Genomic DNA, 19,771 nt, shown 5'->3' on the forward strand with positions numbered 1-19,771 from the left:
GGGGCGGCACGGATGACGGACGGCGGCAGAGCCGGGGTGGTACCCGGCGCGGTGGCGGCGGGCGGCATGTCCGTCGAACTGCCGCTCTGGCGGGCGATATCCGCGTTCCGGGTGCTGGCGCTCTGCTACGCGCTGCTCCGGTACTTCGACTCCTACCTGGAGTTCCGCCACCCGGTCGCCGGCTGGATCTACTTCGGCGCGCTGATCCTCTGGACGCTCGCCTCCACCCGGGCCTTCTCCGGCCCGGACCGCTGCACCTGGTACGTGCTCGGCACCGACCTCACGCTGGTCGTCACCGGCATCGTGATGAGCGGGATGATCGACGACCCGGCCCGGGTGGGCCACGGCGCGCCGACCCTGCCGACCATCTGGGCGGCCGGCACCGTGCTCGGCTTCGCCGGCCGGGGCGGCTGGCGCTGGGCGGCGGCCGCCGGTTCGGTGATCGGGGTGGCCAACATCCTCGGCCACGGCGGCCCGACCGGCGACAACATCCACAACATCGTGCTGCTGATGGTGGCCGGCTGCGCGATCGGCTACGTCATCGAACTGGCCCGGGCCAGCGAGGCGACGCTCACCCGGGCGCTCCAGGTCGAGGCAGCCACCCGGGAGCGCGAGCGGCTCTCCCGGGACATCCACGACGGCGTGCTCCAGGTGCTCGCCCTGGTCCAGCGCCGGGGCGCCGAGGCGCCGGCCGGCGGCGCGGACTTCGCCGAGCTGGGCCGGCTGGCCGGTGAGCAGGAGCGCGCCCTGCGCGCGCTGATGAGCGGCGGCCCGCTGCCCGGCCAGCGCGAGCCGGAGCAGCCGCAGGACCTGCGCGCGCTGCTCGCCCCGTACGCGGACGAGCGGATCACCGTCTCCGCGCCCGGGACCCCGGTGCCGCTGCCCGGCCGGGCGGCCGGTGAGCTGGCCGCCGCGGTCGGCGCCGCGGTTGACAATGTCCGCCGGCACGCCGGGCCCGCCGCGCACGCCTGGATCCTGGTCGAGGACGAGCCGGACGCCGTCACCGTCTCGATCCGCGACGACGGCCCGGGCTTCGCGCCGGGGCGGCTCGGCGAGGCGGAACGGGCCGGGCGGCTCGGCGTCTCCCAGTCGATCCGCGGCCGGCTGCTGGACCTCGGCGGCACGGCCGAGCTGTACTCGGCGCCCGGGGAGGGCGTCGAGGTGGAGCTCCGGGTCCCGCGCGGCGGCCCGGACCCGACCTTCCCCCACGACCTCCCGCGAAAGGGTGCCGACCATGACTGACCAGCCGACCGCCCCGCCCGTGCGGGTGATGGTGGTGGACGACCACCCGATGTGGCGCGACGCCGTCTCCCGCGACCTCGCCGAGGCCGGCCTGGACGTGGTGGCCACCGCCGGGGACGGCGAGGAGGCCGTCCGCCGGGCCCGCGCCTGCTCCCCGCAGGTCGTGGTGCTCGACCTCAACCTGCCCGGCCTGTCCGGCGCCGAGGTGTGCCGCGAGGTGGTCGCCCAGGACCCGTCGGTGCGGGTGCTGGTGCTCTCCGCGAGCGGCGAGCACGCGGACGTGCTGGAGGCGGTGAAGTCCGGGGCGACCGGCTACCTGGTCAAGTCGGCCGGGCGGGAGGAGCTGCTGGACGCGGTGCGCCGCACCGCCGTCGGCGACGCGGTCTTCACCCCGGGCCTGGCCGGGCTGGTGCTGGGCGAGTTCCGCCGGCTGGCCGCCGAGCCGCCCGCCCCGGCCGCGCCCGCCGTCCCGCAGCTGACCGCCCGGGAGACCGAGGTGCTGCGGATGGTGGCCAAGGGCCTGTCGTACCGGCAGATCGCCGACCGGCTGGTGCTCTCCCACCGCACCGTGCAGAACCACGTCCAGAACACCCTGGGCAAGCTCCAGCTGCACAACCGGGTCGAGCTGGTCCGGTACGCGATCGAGCAGGGGCTGGACGACGAGATCTGAGCGCCGGGGGCGGGCGGCGTCCGCCCCCGGCGCCCGCCCTCCGGCGTCCGTCCTCAGCGCCGGGCGGCGGCCGTCTCGCGGAGCAGCCCGGCGACGATCTCCACGCCCTCCCGGGTGAGCACCGACTCCGGGTGGAACTGGAGCCCGGCGAAGCCCGGCCCGCGCAGCGCGTGCACGTCGCCGGTCAGCGGGTCGCGGGCCACCTCGACGCCCTCGGCGGCCAGCCGGGCGGCGTCCCGGTCCGAGCAGCGGGCGGTGAAGGCGTTGTAGAAGCCGACCGTCCGCCTGGTCCCGAACAGGTCGACGGCCTCCTGCGCGCCCTGGTAGGGGACGGCCTTGCGGGCCAGCGGCAGGCCGAGCGCGGTGGACAGCAGCTGGTGGCCGAGGCAGACGGCGAGCAGCGGGGCGGTCCGCCGGCCGGCGCGGACGTCGGCCAGCGCGTCGGCGGCGATCGGGCGCAGCACCGCCATCTTGGGGTCGTCGGCGGCGGCCGGGTCGCCCGGGCCGGGGCCGAGCACCAGCGGGCCGCGGTGGGCGGCGACCCGCGCGCGCAGGCCCGGCTCGTCGTAGCGGAGCACGGTGACCCGGTGGCCGAGCGAGGTCAGCAGGTGGGCGAGCATCGAGGTGAAGGTGTCCTCGCCGTCGACCACCAGGGTCTCCAGCCCCTCGACGGGCGTGGCCGGTTGCTGCATCCGCAGCCAGAACGGGGCCAGGCCGGTGCGCCGGGCGTCCAGCGCGGCCTGCACCCGGTGGTCGTCGGCGAGCCGGGGGCCGGTCGGGCCGGAGAGCCGGGCCGGGGCGGGGCGGGCGCCGATCGCGGTGAGCACCCCGGCCGCCTTGGCGTGCGTCTCGGCGACCTCGGAGTCCGGGTCGGAGTGCCGGACGAGGGTGGCGCCGACCCGGACGGCGAGCCGGCCGGTGGCCGGGTCGATGTCGGCGGTGCGGATGCAGATGGGGGAGTCGAGCAGCTGGCCGCCGCTGGCGGCGCGGCCGATCAGGGCGAGCGCGCCGGAGTAGTAGCCGCGGCCGCTCCGCTCGTACCGCTTGATCACCCGGGTGGCGTTCTGCACCGGGCTGCCGGTGACGGTGGCGGCGAACATGGTCTCCTTGAGCACCTCGCGGACGTCCAGCGAGGTGCGGCCGCGCAGCTCGTACTCGGTGTGCGCGAGGTGGGACATCTCCTTGAGCCGGGGGCCGAGCACCTGGCCGCCGAGGTCGCCGACGGTGCACATCATCTTGAGCTCCTCGTCGACCACCATGGTCAGCTCCTCCAGCTCCTTGGGGTCGTGGAGGAAGGAGAGCAGCGAGTCGAGGTCGGCGCCGGCGGCCGGATAGCGGTAGGTGCCGGAGATCGGGTTCATCACGACGGTGCCGCCGCTCTGCCGCACGTGCACCTCGGGGGAGGCGCCGACCAGGACGCGGTCCCCGGTGTGGACCAGGAAGGTCCAGTAGGCGCCGCGCTCCTGCTCCAGCAGCCGGCGGAACAGGGTCAGCGCCAGGGCGGGCGAGAAGTCCTCCAGGGTGGCGGTGAAGTCGCGGCGGATGACGAAGTTGGCGCCCTCGCCGCGGCCGATCTCGTCCTCGATCACCCGGCGGACGATCCCGGCGTACTCGGCGTCGTCGATGTCGAAGCCGCCGCCGGTCAGCGCGACCGGGACCCGCGGGAGCGCGGCGGTGAGCTCGGCCAGCGGCAGGGCGTACTGCTCGGTGACCGAGAGGGCCCGCAGCGGGGTGGCGTCGTCGTGCGCCTCGAAGCCGCGCTCGCGGATCTGCCGGTAGGGGACGAGCGCGAGCAGGTCGTGCCGGGGGCCGTCGGCGGGGACGCCGTGCCGGACCGGCAGGTCGGCCAGCCGGTCGTAGTCGTCGACGGTGCCGAGCAGGACCTCGACGGTGTCCGGGGCGGTGCGCGGGGTGCGGCGGTGCAGCAGGGCGAAGGCCGGGGCGTCGGCGGCGGTGAGGCGGGCGAGCAGGTCGGCGGCGCGGGTCACGGTAACGGCGTCCTTCCGGGTGGCTGGGCGGGGCTGGGTTCCGCTCCCGGGAGGGCCTCGTCCGGCTGGAGAACGCCGACGGCCGCCCCGAGGGGCGGCCGTCGTGTGCGTCTTAGGAACGCGCGGGCTGTGGGCCACCCGAGGGGTCGGCCCACCACCAGGAGAAGGTGTGCGGCGTGTTCACGGGGTCGAGCGTAGCGGATCCCCGGGGCGGGGCGAGGTGCGTCACCCGAATGTCCGCAAGGTGTCTCACCCATCGGGCGGTGGTCACAAAACGGTTGCCGCACCCCGTAGCCTTGACTGCGTGACCGTGACGAATCTCCACACCTGGCAGTCCCTGCCCGCGGCGCAGCAGCCTGAATGGCCGGACCAAGAGGCTCTGCGCAAGACCCTTGCCGAGCTCGCCTCGTATCCGCCGCTCGTCTTCGCCGGCGAGTGTGACCAGCTGCGCGCCCGGCTCGGTGCCGTGGCCCGTGGTGAGGCGTTCCTGCTGCAGGGCGGTGACTGTGCCGAGGCCTTCGACGGCGTCTCCGCCGACCACATCCGCAACAAGCTGAAGACCCTGCTCCAGATGGCGGCCGTGCTGACCTACGCGGCCTCCGTGCCGGTGGTGAAGGTCGGCCGGATCGCCGGCCAGTACTCCAAGCCGCGCTCGAAGTCGACCGAGACCCGGGACGGCGTGACCCTGCCGGTCTACCGCGGCGACTCGGTGAACGGCTTCGATTTCACCCCCGAGTCCCGGATCCCGGACCCGGAGCGCCTGAAGCGGATGTACAACGCGTCCGCCGCGACGCTCAACCTGGTGCGCGCCTTCACCACCGGTGGTTACGCGGACCTGCGCCAGGTGCACGCCTGGAACCAGGACTTCGTGCGCAACTCGCCGGCCGGTCAGCGCTACGAGCAGCTGGCCCGCGAGATCGACAACGCGCTGGCCTTCATGAACGCCTGCGGCGTGGCGCCGGAGGAGTTCAAGACGGTCGAGTTCTTCAGCTCCCACGAAGCGCTGGTGCTCGACTACGAGACCGCGCTGACCCGCGTGGACTCGCGCACCGGCGAGCTGTACGACGTCTCCGGCCACATGGTGTGGATCGGCGAGCGCACCCGTCAGCTGGACCACGCGCACATCGAGTTCGCCTCGAAGATCCGCAACCCGATCGGGGTCAAGCTCGGCCCGACCACCACGGTCGACGAGGCGCTCACCCTGATCGAGAAGCTCGACCCGGAGCGCGAGCCCGGCCGGCTCACCTTCATCACCCGGATGGGCGCGGGCAAGGTCCGCGACCACCTGCCCACCCTGGTGGAGAAGGTCACCGCCTCCGGCGCCCAGCCGGTCTGGATCTGCGACCCGATGCACGGCAACACCTTCGAGGCGTCCAGCGGGCACAAGACCCGCCGCTTCGACGACGTGCTCGACGAGGTCAAGGGCTTCTTCGAGGTGCACCGCGCGCTCGGCACCCACCCGGGCGGCATCCACGTGGAGCTGACCGGCGACGACGTCACCGAGTGCGTCGGCGGCGGCGACGAGGTGCTGGTCGACGACCTGCACCAGCGCTACGAGACGGCCTGCGACCCGCGCCTCAACCGCAGCCAGTCGCTGGACCTGGCGTTCCTGGTGGCGGAGATGTACCGCGGCACCAACTGAGGATCGTCGCGGATGTGACGAAGGCCCCTCCGGATTCGGGATTCCCGAGCCCGGAGGGGCTTTTTGGTACCCGGAACGCCGGGTAAGGTGAGGCTTAGTGAACTAAGGCATGCCTTAGTCAAGATCCACTTTCGCTCCACCCCGGGAGAGACCGCGATGTACGTGTGCATGTGCCATGCGGTCACCGAGGCCCAGGTGAAGAAGGCGATCGACGCGGGCGCCAACACGCCGCGCCAGATAGCCAAGGGCTGCAAGGCCGGCACCGACTGCGGGTCCTGCGTCCGCCGGATCCAGGCCCTGCTCGGTGAGCACGGCGCCCGCCCCTGCCCGACCGCCCGGCTCGCCGCCAAGCTGGGCCTGGCCGACCCGGAGGACCCTTCGGTCCAGGCGCCCGCCGCGGCCGCCGCCCCGGTGACCCCGCTGCGCGCCGCCTGAACCCCGGGCCGCCTGAACCCGCCGAACCCCGCCGGGTGAGGGCTCAGGACTCCGGCTGCTCGATCAGCTGCGCGAGGTAGAGCGCCTCCCCGAGCTTCTCCAGCAGTTCGAGCTGGGTGTCGAGGTAGTCGATGTGGTGCTCCTCGTCCGCCAGGATCGATTCGAAGATGTTGGCCGAGGTGACGTCGTTCTTGGCCCGCATCACCACGATCCCGCGCTTCAGCCGGTCGATCGCCTCGACCTCGACCTGCCGGTCGGCCTCGAACATCTCCTTGACCGTCTGCCCGATCCGGACGTGGAAGAGTCGCTGGTAGTTGGGCAGCCCGTCCAGGAAGAGGATCCGGTCGGTGAGCGTCTCGGCGTGCTTCATCTCGTCGAACGACTCGTGCCGGGTGTACTTGGCGAGCTTCGTCCAGCCGAAGTTCTCCTGCATCTTGGCGTGCAGGAAGTACTGGTTGATTGCGGTCAGCTCGGCGGTGAGCTGCTCGTTGAGGAATTCGATGACCTCTGCGTCGCCCTTCATGGCGCTGCCTTCCTGCTGTGCGTCCGGGAATCTCGGCCGTACCCCCCGGCTGCACGCATCCTGGCACCGCTATGGGAGGAAATTCCAGTAAGTTCACACTCACTAGGACATGTGTCGGAATATCCGATTTGCCGGTCCGATGGGTGGATCGTTGACCCGTACGAGCGGGGCGTGCGAGGTGGGAAAGGGGCGCGCGCCGGGCGCCGTCCGCCGTCTGTCACCATGGATCCATGGGTCAGTCCGAACAAGAACCACCGCCGCCGTCTGACCCGAGGCTCCCGCCGGGCCAGCGCGTGCAACGCGGCTGGCCCGCGCTGCACTACGGGCCGGTGCCCCGCTTCAAGCCGCTGAGCTGGGACCTCCAGGTGTTCGGGGCGACCGCCTCGGCGGAGAAGGCCAGCTGGGACTTCGCCGCCTTCAACGCCCTGCCCCGCACCACCGTCCGGGCCGACCTGCACTGCGTCACCAAGTTCTCGGTGCTCGACAGCGACTGGACGGGCGTGTCGACCGCCGTCCTGCTCGACCTGGTGCCGCCCGCCGAGGACGTCACCCATGTGATGGTCTGGGCGGAGTACGGCTACAGCGCCAATCTGGGGCTCGCCGAGTTCGCCGACCCGACCACGCTGCTCGCCACCCACCGCAACGGCGAGACGCTCACCGCCGAGCACGGCTTCCCGGTCCGGCTGGTCGTCCCGAAGCTGTACGCCTGGAAGGGCCCCAAGTGGGTCCGCGCGGTCGAGTACATGCGGGCCGACCGGCGCGGCTTCTGGGAGGAGCGCGGCTACCACAACCTCGCCGACCCCTGGCGCGAGCAGCGCTACTCCCACCAGGAGGAGCCCGGCGACGGCCCGCTCCGGTAGGGCCCGGGCGGCCCAGGGCCTGTCTCTTGGATCCTTGCCGGGGTCGCGACGCCAGGGCACGCACCTCGCCGCGTTGTCGTCGGTCACCAATGCTCCGCAGTGGCTTCCTCCTCCGCCTTGCGATGCACGCACCCTGACGCCGCGACCTGATCCGACAAAATCCAAGAGACAGGCCCTAGAGGAACGGGAAGCTGACCGTCACCACGGTGCGCTGCGGGCGGCGCTCGCCGGCCGCGGGGGACTGGCTGGTCACCTTCCCGGTGCCGAACAGGTTGATCCCGCTGCTCTGCATGGAGAACCCGGCCGCCTGGAGCGCCTTCTCGGCCGCCTCCTTGGTCATCCCGGTGACGTCCGGGACCGCCACCATGCCCTTGCTGACCACCAGCGTGACCGGGGTGTTCTCCGGCACCTGCTGCCCGGCCGCCGGCGAACTGCTGATCACCGACCCCTCCGGGACGGTGTCGCTGAAGGTCTCGGTCACCGTGCCGGCCGCCAGCTGCGCCCCGGCCAGGGTCGAGGCGGCCTGCGCGGACGGGCGGCCGACCAGGTCCGGCACGGCGATCCGCTTCGGCCCGCGCGAGACGGTCAGCGTGACCGGGTCGCTCTTCCTGGTCCGGGCGCCCACCCCCGGGTCGGCCGCGATCACCTGGCCGGCCGGGACGGACTCGCTGTACACCTCGGCGACCCGCCCGTGCAGGCCCGCGCCGTCCAGGATCCGCTGCGCCTCCACCCGGTCCTTGCCGAGCACGCCCGGCACCGTGCCGTACAGCGCGCCGGAGAGCGCGTACGTCGCGCCGCCGACCAGCAGCACCAGGGCGGCCAGCACGGCCGCCCAGACCAGCGGCTTGCGCGGCAGCCGGCGGGCGAGGGCGGACCGCTCGCGGCGGCGGGTTCGCTCGGGCGGCGGCTCGTCGTACGGGCGCGGCTCGGTGAGCAGCTGCTCCATGAGGTCCGGCGGCACGTCCAGCACGCTGGTCCGCTCGACCCCCGGCGCGGGGGTGATCACCGAGGTGGGCTCGCTGGTCGGGTACCGCGGGCTGGTCCGGGTGGAGGCGGGCGGTTCGGCGTCCAGCTGGGCCGGGGTGAGCAGCCGGCGGACCCGCTGGAGCGCGGCGAGCAGCTCGACCGCGTCGTAGGGGCGGGCGGCGCGGTCGCGGGCACAGGCGGCCGCCACTATCGCGTCCAGCTCGGCGACGACGCCGGGGACGGCGGCGGACGGGGCCGGGACGTCCTCGTGCAGGTGGCGGTACATCACCTGGACCGGGTTCTCGCCGGTGTGCGGACGGGAGCCGGTGAGCATCTCGTACAGCAGGATGCCGGCCGCGTAGACGTCCACCCGCTGGTCGGTCTCGTCGCCCGGGCGGATCTGCTCCGGGGCCAGGTAGGAGACGGTGCCGAGCACGGTGTCGGTGGTCGAGGTGGTGGAGGTGGCCGCGCCGTCGGCCGCGTTCAGCACCCGGACCAGGCCGAAGTCGGCGACCTTGACCAGGCCGTCGTCGGTGATCAGCACGTTCTCGGGCTTGACGTCGCGGTGGACCAGGCCGGCCCGGTGGGCGGCGCCGAGCGCGGCGAGCACCGGTTCCAGGATGTCCAGCGCGGCCCGCACGGACAGCGCGCCCCGGTCGCGCAGCAGGTCGCGCAGGGTGCGGCCGGGTACGTACTCCATGGCGAGGAAAACGTTTCCGCCGTCCGCGCCCTGGTCGAAGACGTTGACCACGTTCGGGTGGGCGAGCCGGGCGACGGCCTTGGCCTCGCGGATGAAGCGGGTGGTGAACGCGGTGTCGCCGGCCAGCGAGGGGTGCATCACCTTGAGCGCCACCACCCGGTCGAGCCGGGTGTCGGTGCCCTGGTAGACGGTGGACATCCCACCGGCGGCGATCCGCCGCTCGACCCGGTACCGGCCGTCGAGCAGGGTACCGATCAGGGGGTCGCGCAGGGTCATGTCCACCCCGCGATTTTAGGGGGCGGCGGGCGGGCGGCCCCGGGGGACACCGCCCCCGGGGCCGCTCTGTGCCCGGTTTGTGACACCGGGCCGATGATCGGCCCGCCCCGAGCCAAAGGGCCGCGCCGGTGCCGTGCCCGCCGACCGTCGGCGCCGGGTCGGAGCGGTCCGGAGGCGAGTGGGCGAGTCTCAGAAGGCGGGGCGCTCGCGGGTGTCCAGTTCGGCGCGGCCGGCCATCGCCGAGGAGGCCTCGGCGTGGAAGCGGCGCGGTATCCGGCCCGCCCGGTGGGCCAGCCGGCCCGCCTCGGCGGCGTGCCGCATCGCCTCCGCCATCAGCACCGGGTCCTGCGCCCTGGTCACCGCGGAGGCCAGCATCACCGCGGCGCAGCCCAGCTCCATCGCCAGCGCGACGTCCGAGGCGGTGCCCGCGCCGGCGTCCAGGATCACCGGGACGTTCGCGGCCTCCACGATCAGCTGGAAGTTGTGCGGGTTGCGGATGCCGAGACCGGAGCCGATCGGCGAGCCCAGCGGCATGATCGCCGCGCAGCCGACGTCCTCCAGCTTGCGGGCCAGCACCGGGTCGTCGTTGGTGTAGGGCAGCACGGTGAAGCCGTCGTCCACCAGCGTCTCGGCGGCGTCCAGCAGCTCGATCGGGTCCGGCAGCAGGGTCCGCTCGTCGGCGATCACCTCCAGCTTCACCCAGTCGGTGCCGAGCGCCTCGCGGGCCAGCCGGGCGGTCAGCACGGCCTCCCCGGCGGTGAAGCAGCCCGCCGTGTTGGGCAGCACCCGGATGCCGTTGCGGGTCAGCACGTCGAGCACCGAGCCCTGGGTGCTGGCGTTCACCCGGCGCATCGCCACCGTGGTCAGCTCGGTGCCGGAGACCCGCAGCGCCTGCTCCAGGACGTCCAGGCTGGGGGCGCCGCCGGTGCCCATGATCAGCCGCGAGCCGAAGGCGGTGCCGGCGATGGTCAGAAGGTCGTCGGCCATCGGTCAGCCTCCCTGGACAGCGGTGAGGATCTCGATCCGGTCGCCCGCGGCCAGCGGCGTGCGCGACCACGCGGTGCGCGGCACCACGGCCTCGTTCAGCGCGGCGGCGACGCCGGAGTGGGCCTGGCTGAGGGTGGCCACCACCTCGGCGAGGGTGGTCGTGGCGGGCACCGCGCGGGGCTCGCCGTTGACGCTCAGGGTGATGTCGCTCATACGGGGACCTTCGTGAAGCGGGTGGGGGAGAACGGCTCGGCGAGCTCCGGCAGGGTGCCGGTGGCCAGGTACTCGGCGAGCAGGTCGCCGGTGACCGGGGTGAGCAGGACGCCGTTGCGGTAGTGGCCGGTGGCGGCGACCAGGCCGGGCAGGGCGGTCGGGCCGAGCAGCGGCGCGTTGTCCGGCGAGCCCGGGCGCAGCCCGGCGGCGGTCTCCACCAGCGGCAGCTCGGTGATGCCGGGCACCAGCTCGTGCGCGTCGCGCAGCAGCTCGTAGACGCCGCCGGCGGTGACCGTGGTGTCGTGGCCCTGCTCCTCGGTGGTGGCGCCGATCACCAGCTCGCCGTCGGCGCGCGGCACCAGGTAGAGGTGGCCGCCGCGGACCACGGCGCGCACGTTCCGGGACAGGAACGGCCGGTACGCCGCGGGCACCCGCAGCCGCAGGATCTGGCCCTTGACCGGGCGGATCGGGGGCAGCACGCCCGGCGGCAGGCCGGGCAGCAGGTGGCTGCGGGAGCCGGCCGCGAGCACCACCCGGTCGGCGTCGACGCGCTCGCCGGTGGTGGTGCGGGCGCCGGTCGCGCGGTCGCCCTCGACCAGCAGCTCGGCGGCCTCGGCGCGGTGCAGCACGACGCCCGCCCGCTCGCAGGCCAGGACCAGCGCGCGGGACAGCCGGCGGCCGTCCACCTGGTGGTCGTCGGTGACGTGCAGGCCGCCCCGGACGCCCGGGGCGAGCATCGGCTCCAGCCGGCGGGCCTCGCGGCCGGTGAGCCACCGCGAGTCCAGGCCGAGCCGGAGGTGGAAGGCGTGCAGCTCGCGCAGCTCTTCGCGGTCGTCCGCGTCCAGGGCGACGGCGATCGTGCCGCACTGCCGGTAGCCGGTGTCCTGGCCGCCCGCGGCCTCGGCGAGTTCGGCGGCGAAGGCCGCGTACCGCTCGTTGGAGGCCATCCCGAGCCGCAGCAACGGCTCCTCGCCGTACTGGAGTTCGGTGACCGGGGCGAGCATGCCGGCCGCGACCTGCGCGGCGCCGCCGCCGGGGGCCGGGTCGAGCACGGTGACGCGCAGTCCGCGCTGGGCCGCCCGCCAGGCGACCACCAGTCCGATGACGCCGCCGCCGACCACCAGCACGTCGGCGTGGGCGCCGCCCGGTGCCAAGCGTGTCAAAGTCGCTGCTCTCCCTTCGCCGGTATGACCCGGATCAGGTTCGGACGGTCGCAGGCCGTGTCAGCCCGCCTCTCAGCCCGGTACGCCGGGCTCCCGTGATGGTGCCCCCACCTTAACTCCGGGGAGCGGGGCCGCTGAAGGCACCTGTTACGGAGGTCCCGGCCTAGGCCGGAGGGCCCGGGACCTGGCTGAGTACAGTGGCGGGCGTGGCAGAGCTGAGCGGAACAGAGCAGGTCGGACGGACGGACCGGGTGGTCGTGGTGGGCGCCGGACTGGCCGGGGCGCACTGCGCCGCGGCGCTGCGGCGGGACGGCTGGCAGGGGCCGGTCACCCTGCTCGGCGAGGAGCCGCACGCGCCGTACGACCGGCCGCCGCTCTCCAAGGACGTCCTGCTCGGCAAGGCCGACGCCACCCCCCTCGACCTCGACCTCGGAGCGCTCGGCGTCGAGCTGCTCACCGGCCGCCGGGCCACCGGCCTCACCCCGGCAACGGCCGGCACCCCCGGCGTGCTGCACACCGACGCCGGGGACCTCCCGTACGGCGCGCTGGTGATCGCCACCGGCGCCGAGCCGCGCGCCCTGCCCGGCGCCGAGCGGGCCCACCTGCTGCACACCCTGGACGACGCGCTCGCGCTGCGCGCCCTGCTCCGCCCCGGCCTGCGCCTGGTGCTGGTCGGCGCGGGCTGGATCGGCGCCGAGGTGGCCACCGCCGCCCGGGCGGCCGGCTGCGAGGTCACCGTGGTCGAGGCCGGCCCGGCGCCCGTCCCCGGCGCGCTGCCCGCCGAGGTCGGCCGGGCGATGGCCGCCTGGTACGCCGCCGCCGGGGTCGACCTGCGCTGCGGCACCGGCGTCACCGCCGTCGAACCGGGGGCGGTGCTGCTCGCGGACGGCTCGCACCTGCCGGCCGACGAGGTGCTGGTCGGCGTCGGCGCCCGCCCGGCCACCGGCTGGCTGGCCGGCTCCGGGGTCGGGCTGGACGCGGCCGGCGCCGTCCTGGTGGACGAGCGGCTGCGCACCACGCTGCCGGGCGTGTACGCGGCCGGCGACTGCGTCAGCTACCTCTCGGCGCGCTCCGGCGCCCGGCTGACCGTCCAGCACTGGGACCACGCGCTGCAGTCCGGCGCGGCCGCCGCCGCCTCGGTGCTGGGCGCGGACGCGCCGCCGTACGACCCGGTGCAGTACTTCTGGTCCGAGCAGTTCGGGCGGATGGTGCAGTACGCCGGGCGGCACGGCGCGGACGACGAGCTGCTGTGGCGCGGCTCGCCGGACGACCCGGACTGGTCGGTGCTCTGGCTGCGCGACGGCGTCCTGCGCGCCCTGCTCACGGTGGACCGCCCGCGCGACCTCACCCAGGGCCGGCGGCTGATCGAGCGCGGCACCGCCCTGGACCCGGCCCGCGCGGCCGACCCGGCGGTGCCGCTGAAGTCGGCCGCCGCCTAGCGCGTGGTGCGCGGCGGGCCGCGGAAGTGGCAGGCTGGTGCCGTGAGTGAGAACGAAAGCAAGATCGAAGCCCTGATCACCGAGTGGACGTACCTCCCCGACATCTCGGAGAAGTGGGGTGTGGTGGTCACCGAGGTCCGCGACATGGTCAGGAAGCGTGACCTGATCGCCATCCGCCGCGGCCCCAACAAGTCGCTGCAGGTCCCGGCGGCGTTCATCGACGAGGACGGCCCGGTCAAGCACCTGATCGGCACCCTGACCGTGCTGCGCGACTGCGGGTACAACGACGTGGAGATCCTGGAGTGGCTCTTCACCGAGGACCCGTCGCTGCCCGGCAGCCCGATCCAGGCGCTGCGGGAGAACCGCGGCACCGAGGTCAAGCGCCGCGCCCAGGCGATGCTGATCTGATGGCGGCGGACTCGCCGCGCCGCGCGCTCGCCGACGCCCGGCTCTACCTGTGCACCGACGCCCGGCGCGAGCAGGGCGACCTCGCCGAGTTCCTGGACGCCGCGCTGGCCGGCGGCGTGGACATCGTCCAGCTCCGGGACAAGGGGCTGGAGGCGAAGCAGGAGCTCGCCGCGCTGGAGGTGTTCGCCGACGCCTGCCGGCGGCACGGCCGGCTGCTGGCCGTCAACGACCGCGCCGACGTCGCCCACGCGGCCGGTCCGGACGTGCTGCACCTCGGGCAGGACGACCTGCCGGTGCCGGCCGCCCGCGCGATCCTCGGCGACGAGGTGCTGATCGGGCGGTCCTGCCACGCGGAGTCCGAGGTGGACGCGGCGATCGCCGAGCCCGGCGTCGACTACTTCTGCACCGGGCCGGTCTGGCCGACCCCGACCAAGCCGGGCCGCCACGCGCCGGGCCTCGGCCTGGTCGAGTACGCGGCGAAGCAGTCCACCGACCGGCCGTGGTTCGCCATCGGCGGCATCGACCTCGGCAACCTGGACGAGGTGCTGGCGGCCGGCGCCCGCCGGGTCGTGGTGGTCCGGGCGATCACCGGCGCGGACGACCCGGGGGCCGCGGCCGCCGAGTTCGCCCGGCGGCTGCGCGCGCTCTGACGCGACGGCCGCCGCCGTCCGCGTGCTGCTCTCAGTACTTGCGGACGGTGGCGGCCTCGGCCAGCGCCAGCAGCGTCTCGCGGGCCCGCTCGTCCGCCAGCGGCGCCGCCGCCAGCGCGGCCAGCGACTGCCGCATCAGCTCCTCGATCCGCCGCTCGACCAGCTCCGGCGCGCCGCTGCGGGCCACCAGCCCGCGCAGCTCGGCGACCTCGGCCGCGGTCAGGTCCGGCGCGCCCAGCCGCTCGTCCAGGTGCCGGGCGTCGGCGGCCGGCAGCCCGCGCATCGCGTGCGCGACCAGCAGGGTCCGCTTGCCCTCGCGCAGGTCGTCGCCGGCCGGCTTGCCGGTGACCGCCGGGTCGCCGAAGACGCCGAGCAGGTCGTCCCGCAGCTGGAACGCCTCGCCCAGCGGCAGGCCGAACGCCCCGTACGCCGCCACCAGGGCCGGCTCGGCGCCCGCGAGCAGCGCGCCGACCTGGAGGGGTCGCTCGATCGTGTACTTGGCGGACTTGTAGTGCAGTACGGTCTGCGCCCGCTCCAGCGCCCCGGGGTCGGTGGAGTCCCCGGCCACCGGCTCCAGCACGTCCAGGTACTGGCCGACCATGACCTCGGTGCGCATCAGGTCGAACATCGGCTTGGCGGCCTGCACCGCCGCCGGGTCCAGGCCGCAGCGCTGGAACAGCTCGTCGCACCAGATCAGCAGCAGGTCGCCGAGCAGCACCGCCGCCGAGGCGCCGTACTGCTCGCGGTCCCCGCGCCAGCCGTGGGTGCGGTGCAGCGCCTCGAACCGGCGGTGCACCGACGGCAGGCCGCGCCGGGTGTCGCTGCGGTCCATCAGGTCGTCGTGGACCAGCGCGCTGGCCTGCAGCAGTTCCAGGGCGGCCGCCGCGCGGGCGATCCCGTCCCCGTCCGCCGAGCCGCCGGCGCCGCGCCAGCCCCAGTAGCAGAACGCCGGCCGGAGCCGCTTGCCGCCGTCCAGCAGGAAGTCGCGCAGCGCCTCGGAGACCGGCTCCAGCTGCGGGGAGACCTTGCCGAGCAGGGCCGACTGGCCGTCCATGAAGCCGGTGAGGGCGGCGTTGACGCGCTCGCGCACGTCCTCCACGTCAATGGGATTGGCCGGCCGCTGGCTGGACGAGGTCACGATGGGGCTCCGGAGGTAGCTGGGGTGCAGCAAGGGTATCCGGGGCGGAGGGGAACATCCGTACGGGCGAGTTTCGGTCGAGTTGCCGGACGGCGACCGCGCGGATGACGTGCTCGGCCCGCGACGGCGTCCAACCGCTGTCTCAAAAGCTGGGACCGAGTTGTCCGAGCCCTTCGTCCGGCGGCTAATCTGCCAGCATGGCACTCGGTATCGCTTCGACCAGACCGGACCGCGCACAGACGGTTCGTGAACTGCTGGCAGCCGGAAAGCGGTCCTTCTCCTTCGAGTTCATGCCGCCGCGCACCGAGGTCGGCGAGCAGAAGCTCTGGGACGCCATCCGGCGGCTCGAACCGCTCGACCCCAACTTCGTCTGCATGACCTACGGGGCCGGCGGCTCCTCGCGCGAGCGCACCGTCAACATGGTCGGGCGGATCGCCACCGAGACCACGCTCACCCCGGTCGCCCACCTGACCGCCGTCGACCACTCGATCGCCGAGCTGCGCAACATCATCGGCCAGTACGCCGACCAGGGCGTACGGAACGTCCTCGCGGTGCGCGGCGACCCGCCCGGCGACCCGCTGGGCGAGTGGGTCCGCCACCCGCAGGGCGTCACCTACGCGTACGAGCTGGTCGAGCTGATCAAGGGCATCGGGGACTTCTGCGTCGGCGTGGCCGCCTCTCCGAACATGCACCCGAGGTCGACGAACTGGGACGACGACATCCGGCACTTCGTCGCGAAGATCCGCTCCGGCGCCGACTACGCCATCACCCAGATGTTCTTCGAGGTCGACGACTACCTGCGGCTGCGCGACCGGGTGACCGCCGCCGGCTGCGACGCGCCGATCATCCCGGAGATCATGCCGGTCACCAACGCCAAGCAGCTGGAGCGGTTCCCGCAGCTGAGCGGTTCGGCCTTCCCGCCGGACCTGGAGGCCCGGCTGCGCGCGGTCACCGACGATCCGGCGGCGCTGCGCGAGATCGGCATGGAGCACGCCACCGCGATGTCCGAGCGGCTGCTCGCGGAGGGCGCCCCCGGCCTGCACTTCATCACGCTGAACCACTCGACGGCGACCCTGGAGATCTACCAGAACCTCGGTCTGCACCGCCGCTGAGCTGCGGCGCGTCCCCGTCCGCCGACACCGCTCGGATCCTGCCCGGCGGACGGGAACGCGATGCGGTACCCGGGCCGTTGAACCGGTACAGTCGCGGCACACGCGCGGCGGGCGCGGGCACGCGACTGGAGGTAGCGGGCGGGATGGGCATCGGATACCTGCTGCTGTACGTCGCGTTGGCGGTGGTGGCGCTCTGGCTGGTCGCCGAGCTGCTGCTGCAGAACCGGGCCCCGCTGCACTGGCGCGGACTCGCCCTGGTCGGCTTCCTCGCGGTGGCCGGCGGCATGGCGATCGGCTCGGTCCCGGTGATCGGGGTCGGCGCGGCGATGTTCGCGGTCGGCCAGACCTTCGTCACCCTCTCCGTGAAGCGCGGCTACGCGGGCGGCTGGTCGCTGCGCAAGGCCGACGGCGGTCTGCCCGGACCGCTCGCCAAGGTGCCGCTGCTCGGCGCGCTCACCGGCGGCGGCGCGGTGGCCGTGGCGACCGCGGTCGCGGTGGAGCGGGTCGGCGAGGTCGGCGCCGTCGAGGAGGCCCCGGAGCCGGTCCCGGCGGTGGAGGACACCCCGGCCGTCGAGCAGACCGCGGCCTTCGAGATGCAGGAACTGGCCGCCGACGGCGTCTACGCGCCCGCCTACTACGAGCAGCAGCAGACCGAGCTGCTCCAGGCCGTCCCGCAGCAGGACGCCTACCCGGAGGCCTACCAGGCCGGCTACGACCCCGCGCAGCAGCAGGGCCAGTACGGCTACGAGCAGCAGCAGTGGCAGTCCCCGCAGCAGCCGGCCTTCGCCTACGACCAGGGCTACGGCGGCTACCAGCAGCAGCCCGACCCGTACGGCGGCTACCAGCAGCAGCCGGACCCCTACGGCTACCAGCAGCAGGCCCAGCCGCAGTCCCCGGACCAGCTCCAGGGCCAGCAGGGCCAGTACGGCTACGAGCAGCAGCAGTGGCAGACCCCGCAGCAGCCCGACCCGCACACCGGCATCCCCCAGCAGCCCCAGTACGACCAGTACGGCTACCAGCAGCAGCACCCCACCTGGCAGCAGCAGGCCTGACCCCGGACGGCGGCCCGGCTCAGGCGGGGCCGATGAGGTTGGCGACGATGCAGGCGGACATGCCGACCCGGGCCAGTCCGCCGCCGGGGTGGGCGGCGCCGCCTGTGAGGTAGAGGCCGGGGAAGTCCTCGTTCGGGGCCTGGAGCAGGCCGCCGCCGACGCCGGCCAGGGCGGGCGGCGGGACGGAACCGAAGAAGGAACCGGCCTCGCGCTCGGTGTGCTCCGGGGTGCGGACCACCCGCCAGAGCAGGCGGTCGCGCAGTCCGAGACCGGCCGCGTCGACGTGGTCGAGCATCCGGTCGGCGAAGGCGTCGGCCACCCCGGGCGCGCCCCAGTCCAGGTCCAGCGAGGGGGTGGTCGCGGTGAGGACGACGCTCTCGTGGCCCTCGGGGTGCAGCGACGGGTCGTCCGGGCGCAGCACCTGGACGGTGGGGGTGTACGGCGGCCGGGGACCGGGGCCGAAGATCCCGGACAGTTCGGCCGCCGGGTCGGGGGCGTGCACCACCGTGCGGTGCGCCGTGCCGTCCGGACGCGCGCCGCGCAGGGCGAGCAGCACGCTGACCCGCCCCGGCACGCCGTGCAGCCGGTCGGCCGAGGCCGGCCAGTCGTCCGAGGACTCGGCCGGGCCCATCCACTGGGTGTGCAGCACCCGGGCGTCGATCGAGGAGACCACCAGGTCGGCGTCGATCCGGTCGCCCTTGGTCTGCACCCCGCACACCCGGCCGTCCTCGACCACCACCTTGGCGACCGGGGTCTCGAAGCGGAACTCCACCTTGCGCTGCTCGCAGCGCCGGTAGACCGCGTCGGCCAGCGCGCGCAGGCCGCCCCGCACGTACCAGACGCCGAAGGACTGCTCCATGTACGGCAGCACGGTGGCCCCGGCGGGGGCGGTGCGCGGGTCGAGGCCGAACCGCAGCGCGTGCTCGTGCAGCAGGGCGGTCAGGCCCGGGTGCCCGCCGAGCTGCTCGGCGGCGACCTCGGCGAGCGTCCACTGGCGCGGGCCGCGCAGCCAGCCGAAGAGGCCGCGCCGCTCCGGCCCGGGCACCGGGTACGGGTCGGTGTGCAGCGGCTTGGGGTCGGCGGGCAGCGGCTCCTCCAGCAGCGGGCGGCGGGTCGCCTCCCAGACCGTGCGGCCGTGGTTGAGCACGGTGGCCCAGCGCTCGCCCGCGCCCGGGCCGAAGGCCTGGTCGAGGGCCTGGACGACGCCGCCCCGGGAGGCGTTGGGCAGGGCCAGGGCGGTGCCGTCGGCGAACAGGTGCCGGCTCTCCGGGTCGACCGGGCCGAGCTCGACCAGCTGCTCCAGCGGCTCCCGGCCGGTCTTCAGCGCGAGGTCGCGGTAGACGGCGGGCAGGGTGAGTAGGCCGGGGCCGGTGTCGAAGGCGAAGCCGTCCCGCTCGTAGCGGCCGACCATGCCGCCGTACGTGCCGCGCGCCTCGCAGACCGTCACCCGGTGCCCGAGGGTCGCCAGCCGGGAGGCCGCCGCGAGCCCACTCATTCCTGCGCCGATGATGACGATCCGTGCCATGGTCCTGATCCTAGGACCGTCGGAGCGGCACTTCCTCCACGGGTCGGCCGGCGGCGCGGGCGGCCTTGCGTTCGCGGCGGCGGGCGCGGAAGGCGCGGATCCGGTTGACCGCGAACCAGACCAGCAGCAGGCCGATCACCAGCAGCACGGCCGCGATCGAGGCGGCCAGCCAGGGGTGGAAGATCGCCAGGGTGACCAGGCCGGCCACCGAGACGTCCTCGGTCAGCGAGACCGCGATGTTGCTGGCGGGCTCCGGCGAGGTGTTGACCGCCATCCGCAGCGAGGCCTTCACCAGATGGCTGACCAGCGCCGTCGTGCCGCCCATCGCGCCGGCCGCGACCTCGCTCAGCGAGCCCGGGTCGGTGGAGGCGATCAGCGCGCCCACGGTGGCGCCGGCGATCGGCCGGATCACCGTGTGGGCGACGTCCCAGACGCTGTCCACGTACGGGATCTTGTCGGCCACCGCCTCCAGCAGGAACAGCACGCCGGCCGCGATCAGCACATCGGTGCGCTCCAGCGCCGGCGGCACCGAGTCGGCTCCGGCGAACCGGCCCAGCAGGCCGAGCAGCAGTACCACCGCGTACGCGTTGATCCCGCTCGCCAGCCCGCTGGTGAAGATCAGCGGGATGATCGTCATCGTTCCTCCTCGGAGTGCCCGCCGGGATCCGCCCGGCTCGCCGTACCGTACCGGGACGCGGCCGGCGCGACCCGTGGTTCCCGTCCCGACCGTCTGAGTACGGATACTCAGACGACGGATTGAGTAGCTGTGCGGATGGCCCGCG

General features: G+C 74.2%; 19 protein-coding genes and 1 riboswitch. Of the genes, 10 read left to right on the forward strand and 9 right to left on the reverse strand.

What is annotated here, in order from left to right; genetic code table 11:
• Positions 1-12: 12 nt before the first annotated feature.
• Both AB0N76_RS15110 and AB0N76_RS15115 read left to right on the forward strand, forming a co-directional pair.
• The gene (locus AB0N76_RS15110; RefSeq protein WP_363557065.1) at positions 13-1,242 is read left to right on the forward strand and encodes a DUF5931 domain-containing protein; all 1,230 of its coding nucleotides are present in this window, start codon (positions 13-15) and stop codon (positions 1,240-1,242) included.
• Entirely contained in the window at positions 1,235-1,912 is a 678-nt protein-coding gene (locus AB0N76_RS15115) for a response regulator transcription factor (RefSeq protein ID WP_363557067.1), read from the forward strand. Before AB0N76_RS15110 ends, AB0N76_RS15115 begins: the two co-directional genes overlap by 8 nt.
• Before the next feature lie 53 nt (positions 1,913-1,965).
• Here the strand turns inward: AB0N76_RS15115 and AB0N76_RS15120 are convergent, their stop codons facing one another.
• Positions 1,966-3,900: an anthranilate synthase family protein gene (locus AB0N76_RS15120; RefSeq protein ID WP_363557069.1), complete on the reverse strand. Its 1,935-nt coding sequence runs from the start codon at positions 3,898-3,900 to the stop codon at positions 1,966-1,968.
• Positions 3,901-4,204: 304 nt separating this feature from the next.
• Here AB0N76_RS15120 and AB0N76_RS15125 point away from each other — a divergent pair, with 304 nt between their 5' ends.
• A complete protein-coding gene (locus tag AB0N76_RS15125; protein ID WP_363557071.1) occupies positions 4,205-5,542 on the forward strand; it encodes a class II 3-deoxy-7-phosphoheptulonate synthase in 1,338 nt (445 codons plus the stop codon).
• Between the two features lie 156 nt (positions 5,543-5,698).
• A complete protein-coding gene (locus AB0N76_RS15130; RefSeq protein WP_363557073.1) occupies positions 5,699-5,977 on the forward strand; it encodes a (2Fe-2S)-binding protein in 279 nt (92 codons plus the stop codon).
• Between the two features lie 43 nt (positions 5,978-6,020).
• On the opposite strand, the gene bfr is transcribed toward AB0N76_RS15130, so the two are convergent.
• Entirely contained in the window at positions 6,021-6,500 is a 480-nt protein-coding gene (bfr, locus tag AB0N76_RS15135; RefSeq protein ID WP_363557075.1) for a bacterioferritin, read from the reverse strand.
• 230 nt (positions 6,501-6,730) lie between these two features.
• Here bfr and AB0N76_RS15140 point away from each other — a divergent pair, with 230 nt between their 5' ends.
• Positions 6,731-7,360: a molybdopterin-dependent oxidoreductase gene (locus AB0N76_RS15140; protein ID WP_363557077.1), complete on the forward strand. Its 630-nt coding sequence runs from the start codon at positions 6,731-6,733 to the stop codon at positions 7,358-7,360.
• A 175-nt stretch (positions 7,361-7,535) separates the two neighbouring features.
• On the opposite strand, the gene pknB is transcribed toward AB0N76_RS15140, so the two are convergent.
• The 4 genes from pknB to thiO all read right to left on the reverse strand — a co-directional run bounded on the left by pknB (position 7,536) and on the right by thiO (position 11,665).
• Entirely contained in the window at positions 7,536-9,302 is a 1,767-nt protein-coding gene (gene pknB, locus AB0N76_RS15145; protein ID WP_363557119.1) for a Stk1 family PASTA domain-containing Ser/Thr kinase, read from the reverse strand.
• Between the two features lie 189 nt (positions 9,303-9,491).
• Positions 9,492-10,289 (reverse strand): thiazole synthase, encoded by a 798-nt coding sequence (locus tag AB0N76_RS15150; protein WP_363557079.1) that lies wholly within the window; start codon positions 10,287-10,289, stop codon positions 9,492-9,494.
• Between the two features lie 3 nt (positions 10,290-10,292).
• Positions 10,293-10,502 carry a sulfur carrier protein ThiS gene (gene thiS, locus AB0N76_RS15155; RefSeq protein ID WP_363557081.1) on the reverse strand — a complete coding sequence of 70 codons (210 nt, stop codon included), beginning with the start codon at positions 10,500-10,502 and terminating at the stop codon, positions 10,293-10,295.
• Complete coding sequence (gene thiO, locus AB0N76_RS15160) at positions 10,499-11,665, reverse strand: glycine oxidase ThiO (protein ID WP_363557083.1); 1,167 nt, start codon at positions 11,663-11,665, stop codon at positions 10,499-10,501. Before thiO ends, thiS begins: the two co-directional genes overlap by 4 nt.
• Positions 11,660-11,772: riboswitch (TPP riboswitch) on the reverse strand. It overlaps the preceding gene by 6 nt.
• 108 nt (positions 11,773-11,880) lie before the next feature.
• Between thiO and AB0N76_RS15165 the strand changes: the two genes are divergently transcribed.
• From AB0N76_RS15165 to thiE, 3 genes are read left to right on the forward strand one after another with little or no spacing between them, the layout of a single operon-like run.
• On the forward strand, positions 11,881-13,104 hold the full coding sequence (locus AB0N76_RS15165) for an FAD-dependent oxidoreductase (RefSeq protein ID WP_363557121.1): 1,224 nt from the start codon (positions 11,881-11,883) through the stop codon (positions 13,102-13,104).
• Positions 13,105-13,146: 42 nt separating this feature from the next.
• A complete protein-coding gene (locus AB0N76_RS15170) occupies positions 13,147-13,512 on the forward strand; it encodes an Rv2175c family DNA-binding protein (protein ID WP_363557085.1) in 366 nt (121 codons plus the stop codon).
• Positions 13,512-14,162 (forward strand): thiamine phosphate synthase, encoded by a 651-nt coding sequence (gene thiE / locus AB0N76_RS15175; protein ID WP_363557087.1) that lies wholly within the window; start codon positions 13,512-13,514, stop codon positions 14,160-14,162. Before AB0N76_RS15170 ends, thiE begins: the two co-directional genes overlap by 1 nt.
• Positions 14,163-14,193: 31 nt before the next feature.
• Here thiE and AB0N76_RS15180 read toward each other — a convergent pair whose 3' ends face one another.
• Positions 14,194-15,300 carry a polyprenyl synthetase family protein gene (locus AB0N76_RS15180; RefSeq protein ID WP_363557089.1) on the reverse strand — a complete coding sequence of 369 codons (1,107 nt, stop codon included), beginning with the start codon at positions 15,298-15,300 and terminating at the stop codon, positions 14,194-14,196.
• A 197-nt stretch (positions 15,301-15,497) separates the two neighbouring features.
• On the opposite strand from AB0N76_RS15180, the gene metF reads away from it, so the two are divergent.
• The gene (gene metF / locus AB0N76_RS15185) at positions 15,498-16,412 is read left to right on the forward strand and encodes a methylenetetrahydrofolate reductase [NAD(P)H] (RefSeq protein WP_363557091.1); all 915 of its coding nucleotides are present in this window, start codon (positions 15,498-15,500) and stop codon (positions 16,410-16,412) included.
• A 143-nt stretch (positions 16,413-16,555) separates the two neighbouring features.
• Entirely contained in the window at positions 16,556-17,464 is a 909-nt protein-coding gene (locus AB0N76_RS15190; RefSeq protein ID WP_363557093.1) for a hypothetical protein, read from the forward strand.
• 19 nt (positions 17,465-17,483) lie between these two features.
• On the opposite strand, the gene AB0N76_RS15195 is transcribed toward AB0N76_RS15190, so the two are convergent.
• On the reverse strand, positions 17,484-18,989 hold the full coding sequence (locus AB0N76_RS15195) for an NAD(P)/FAD-dependent oxidoreductase (RefSeq protein ID WP_363557094.1): 1,506 nt from the start codon (positions 18,987-18,989) through the stop codon (positions 17,484-17,486).
• 10 nt (positions 18,990-18,999) lie between these two features.
• Positions 19,000-19,626, reverse strand: coding sequence for a DUF4126 domain-containing protein (locus AB0N76_RS15200; protein ID WP_363557096.1), 627 nt, complete (start codon positions 19,624-19,626; stop codon positions 19,000-19,002).
• Positions 19,627-19,771 lie beyond the last annotated feature (145 nt).

It is taken from the genome of Kitasatospora sp. NPDC093806, assembly GCF_040683335.1.
GTDB lineage: Bacteria > Actinomycetota > Actinomycetes > Streptomycetales > Streptomycetaceae > Kitasatospora.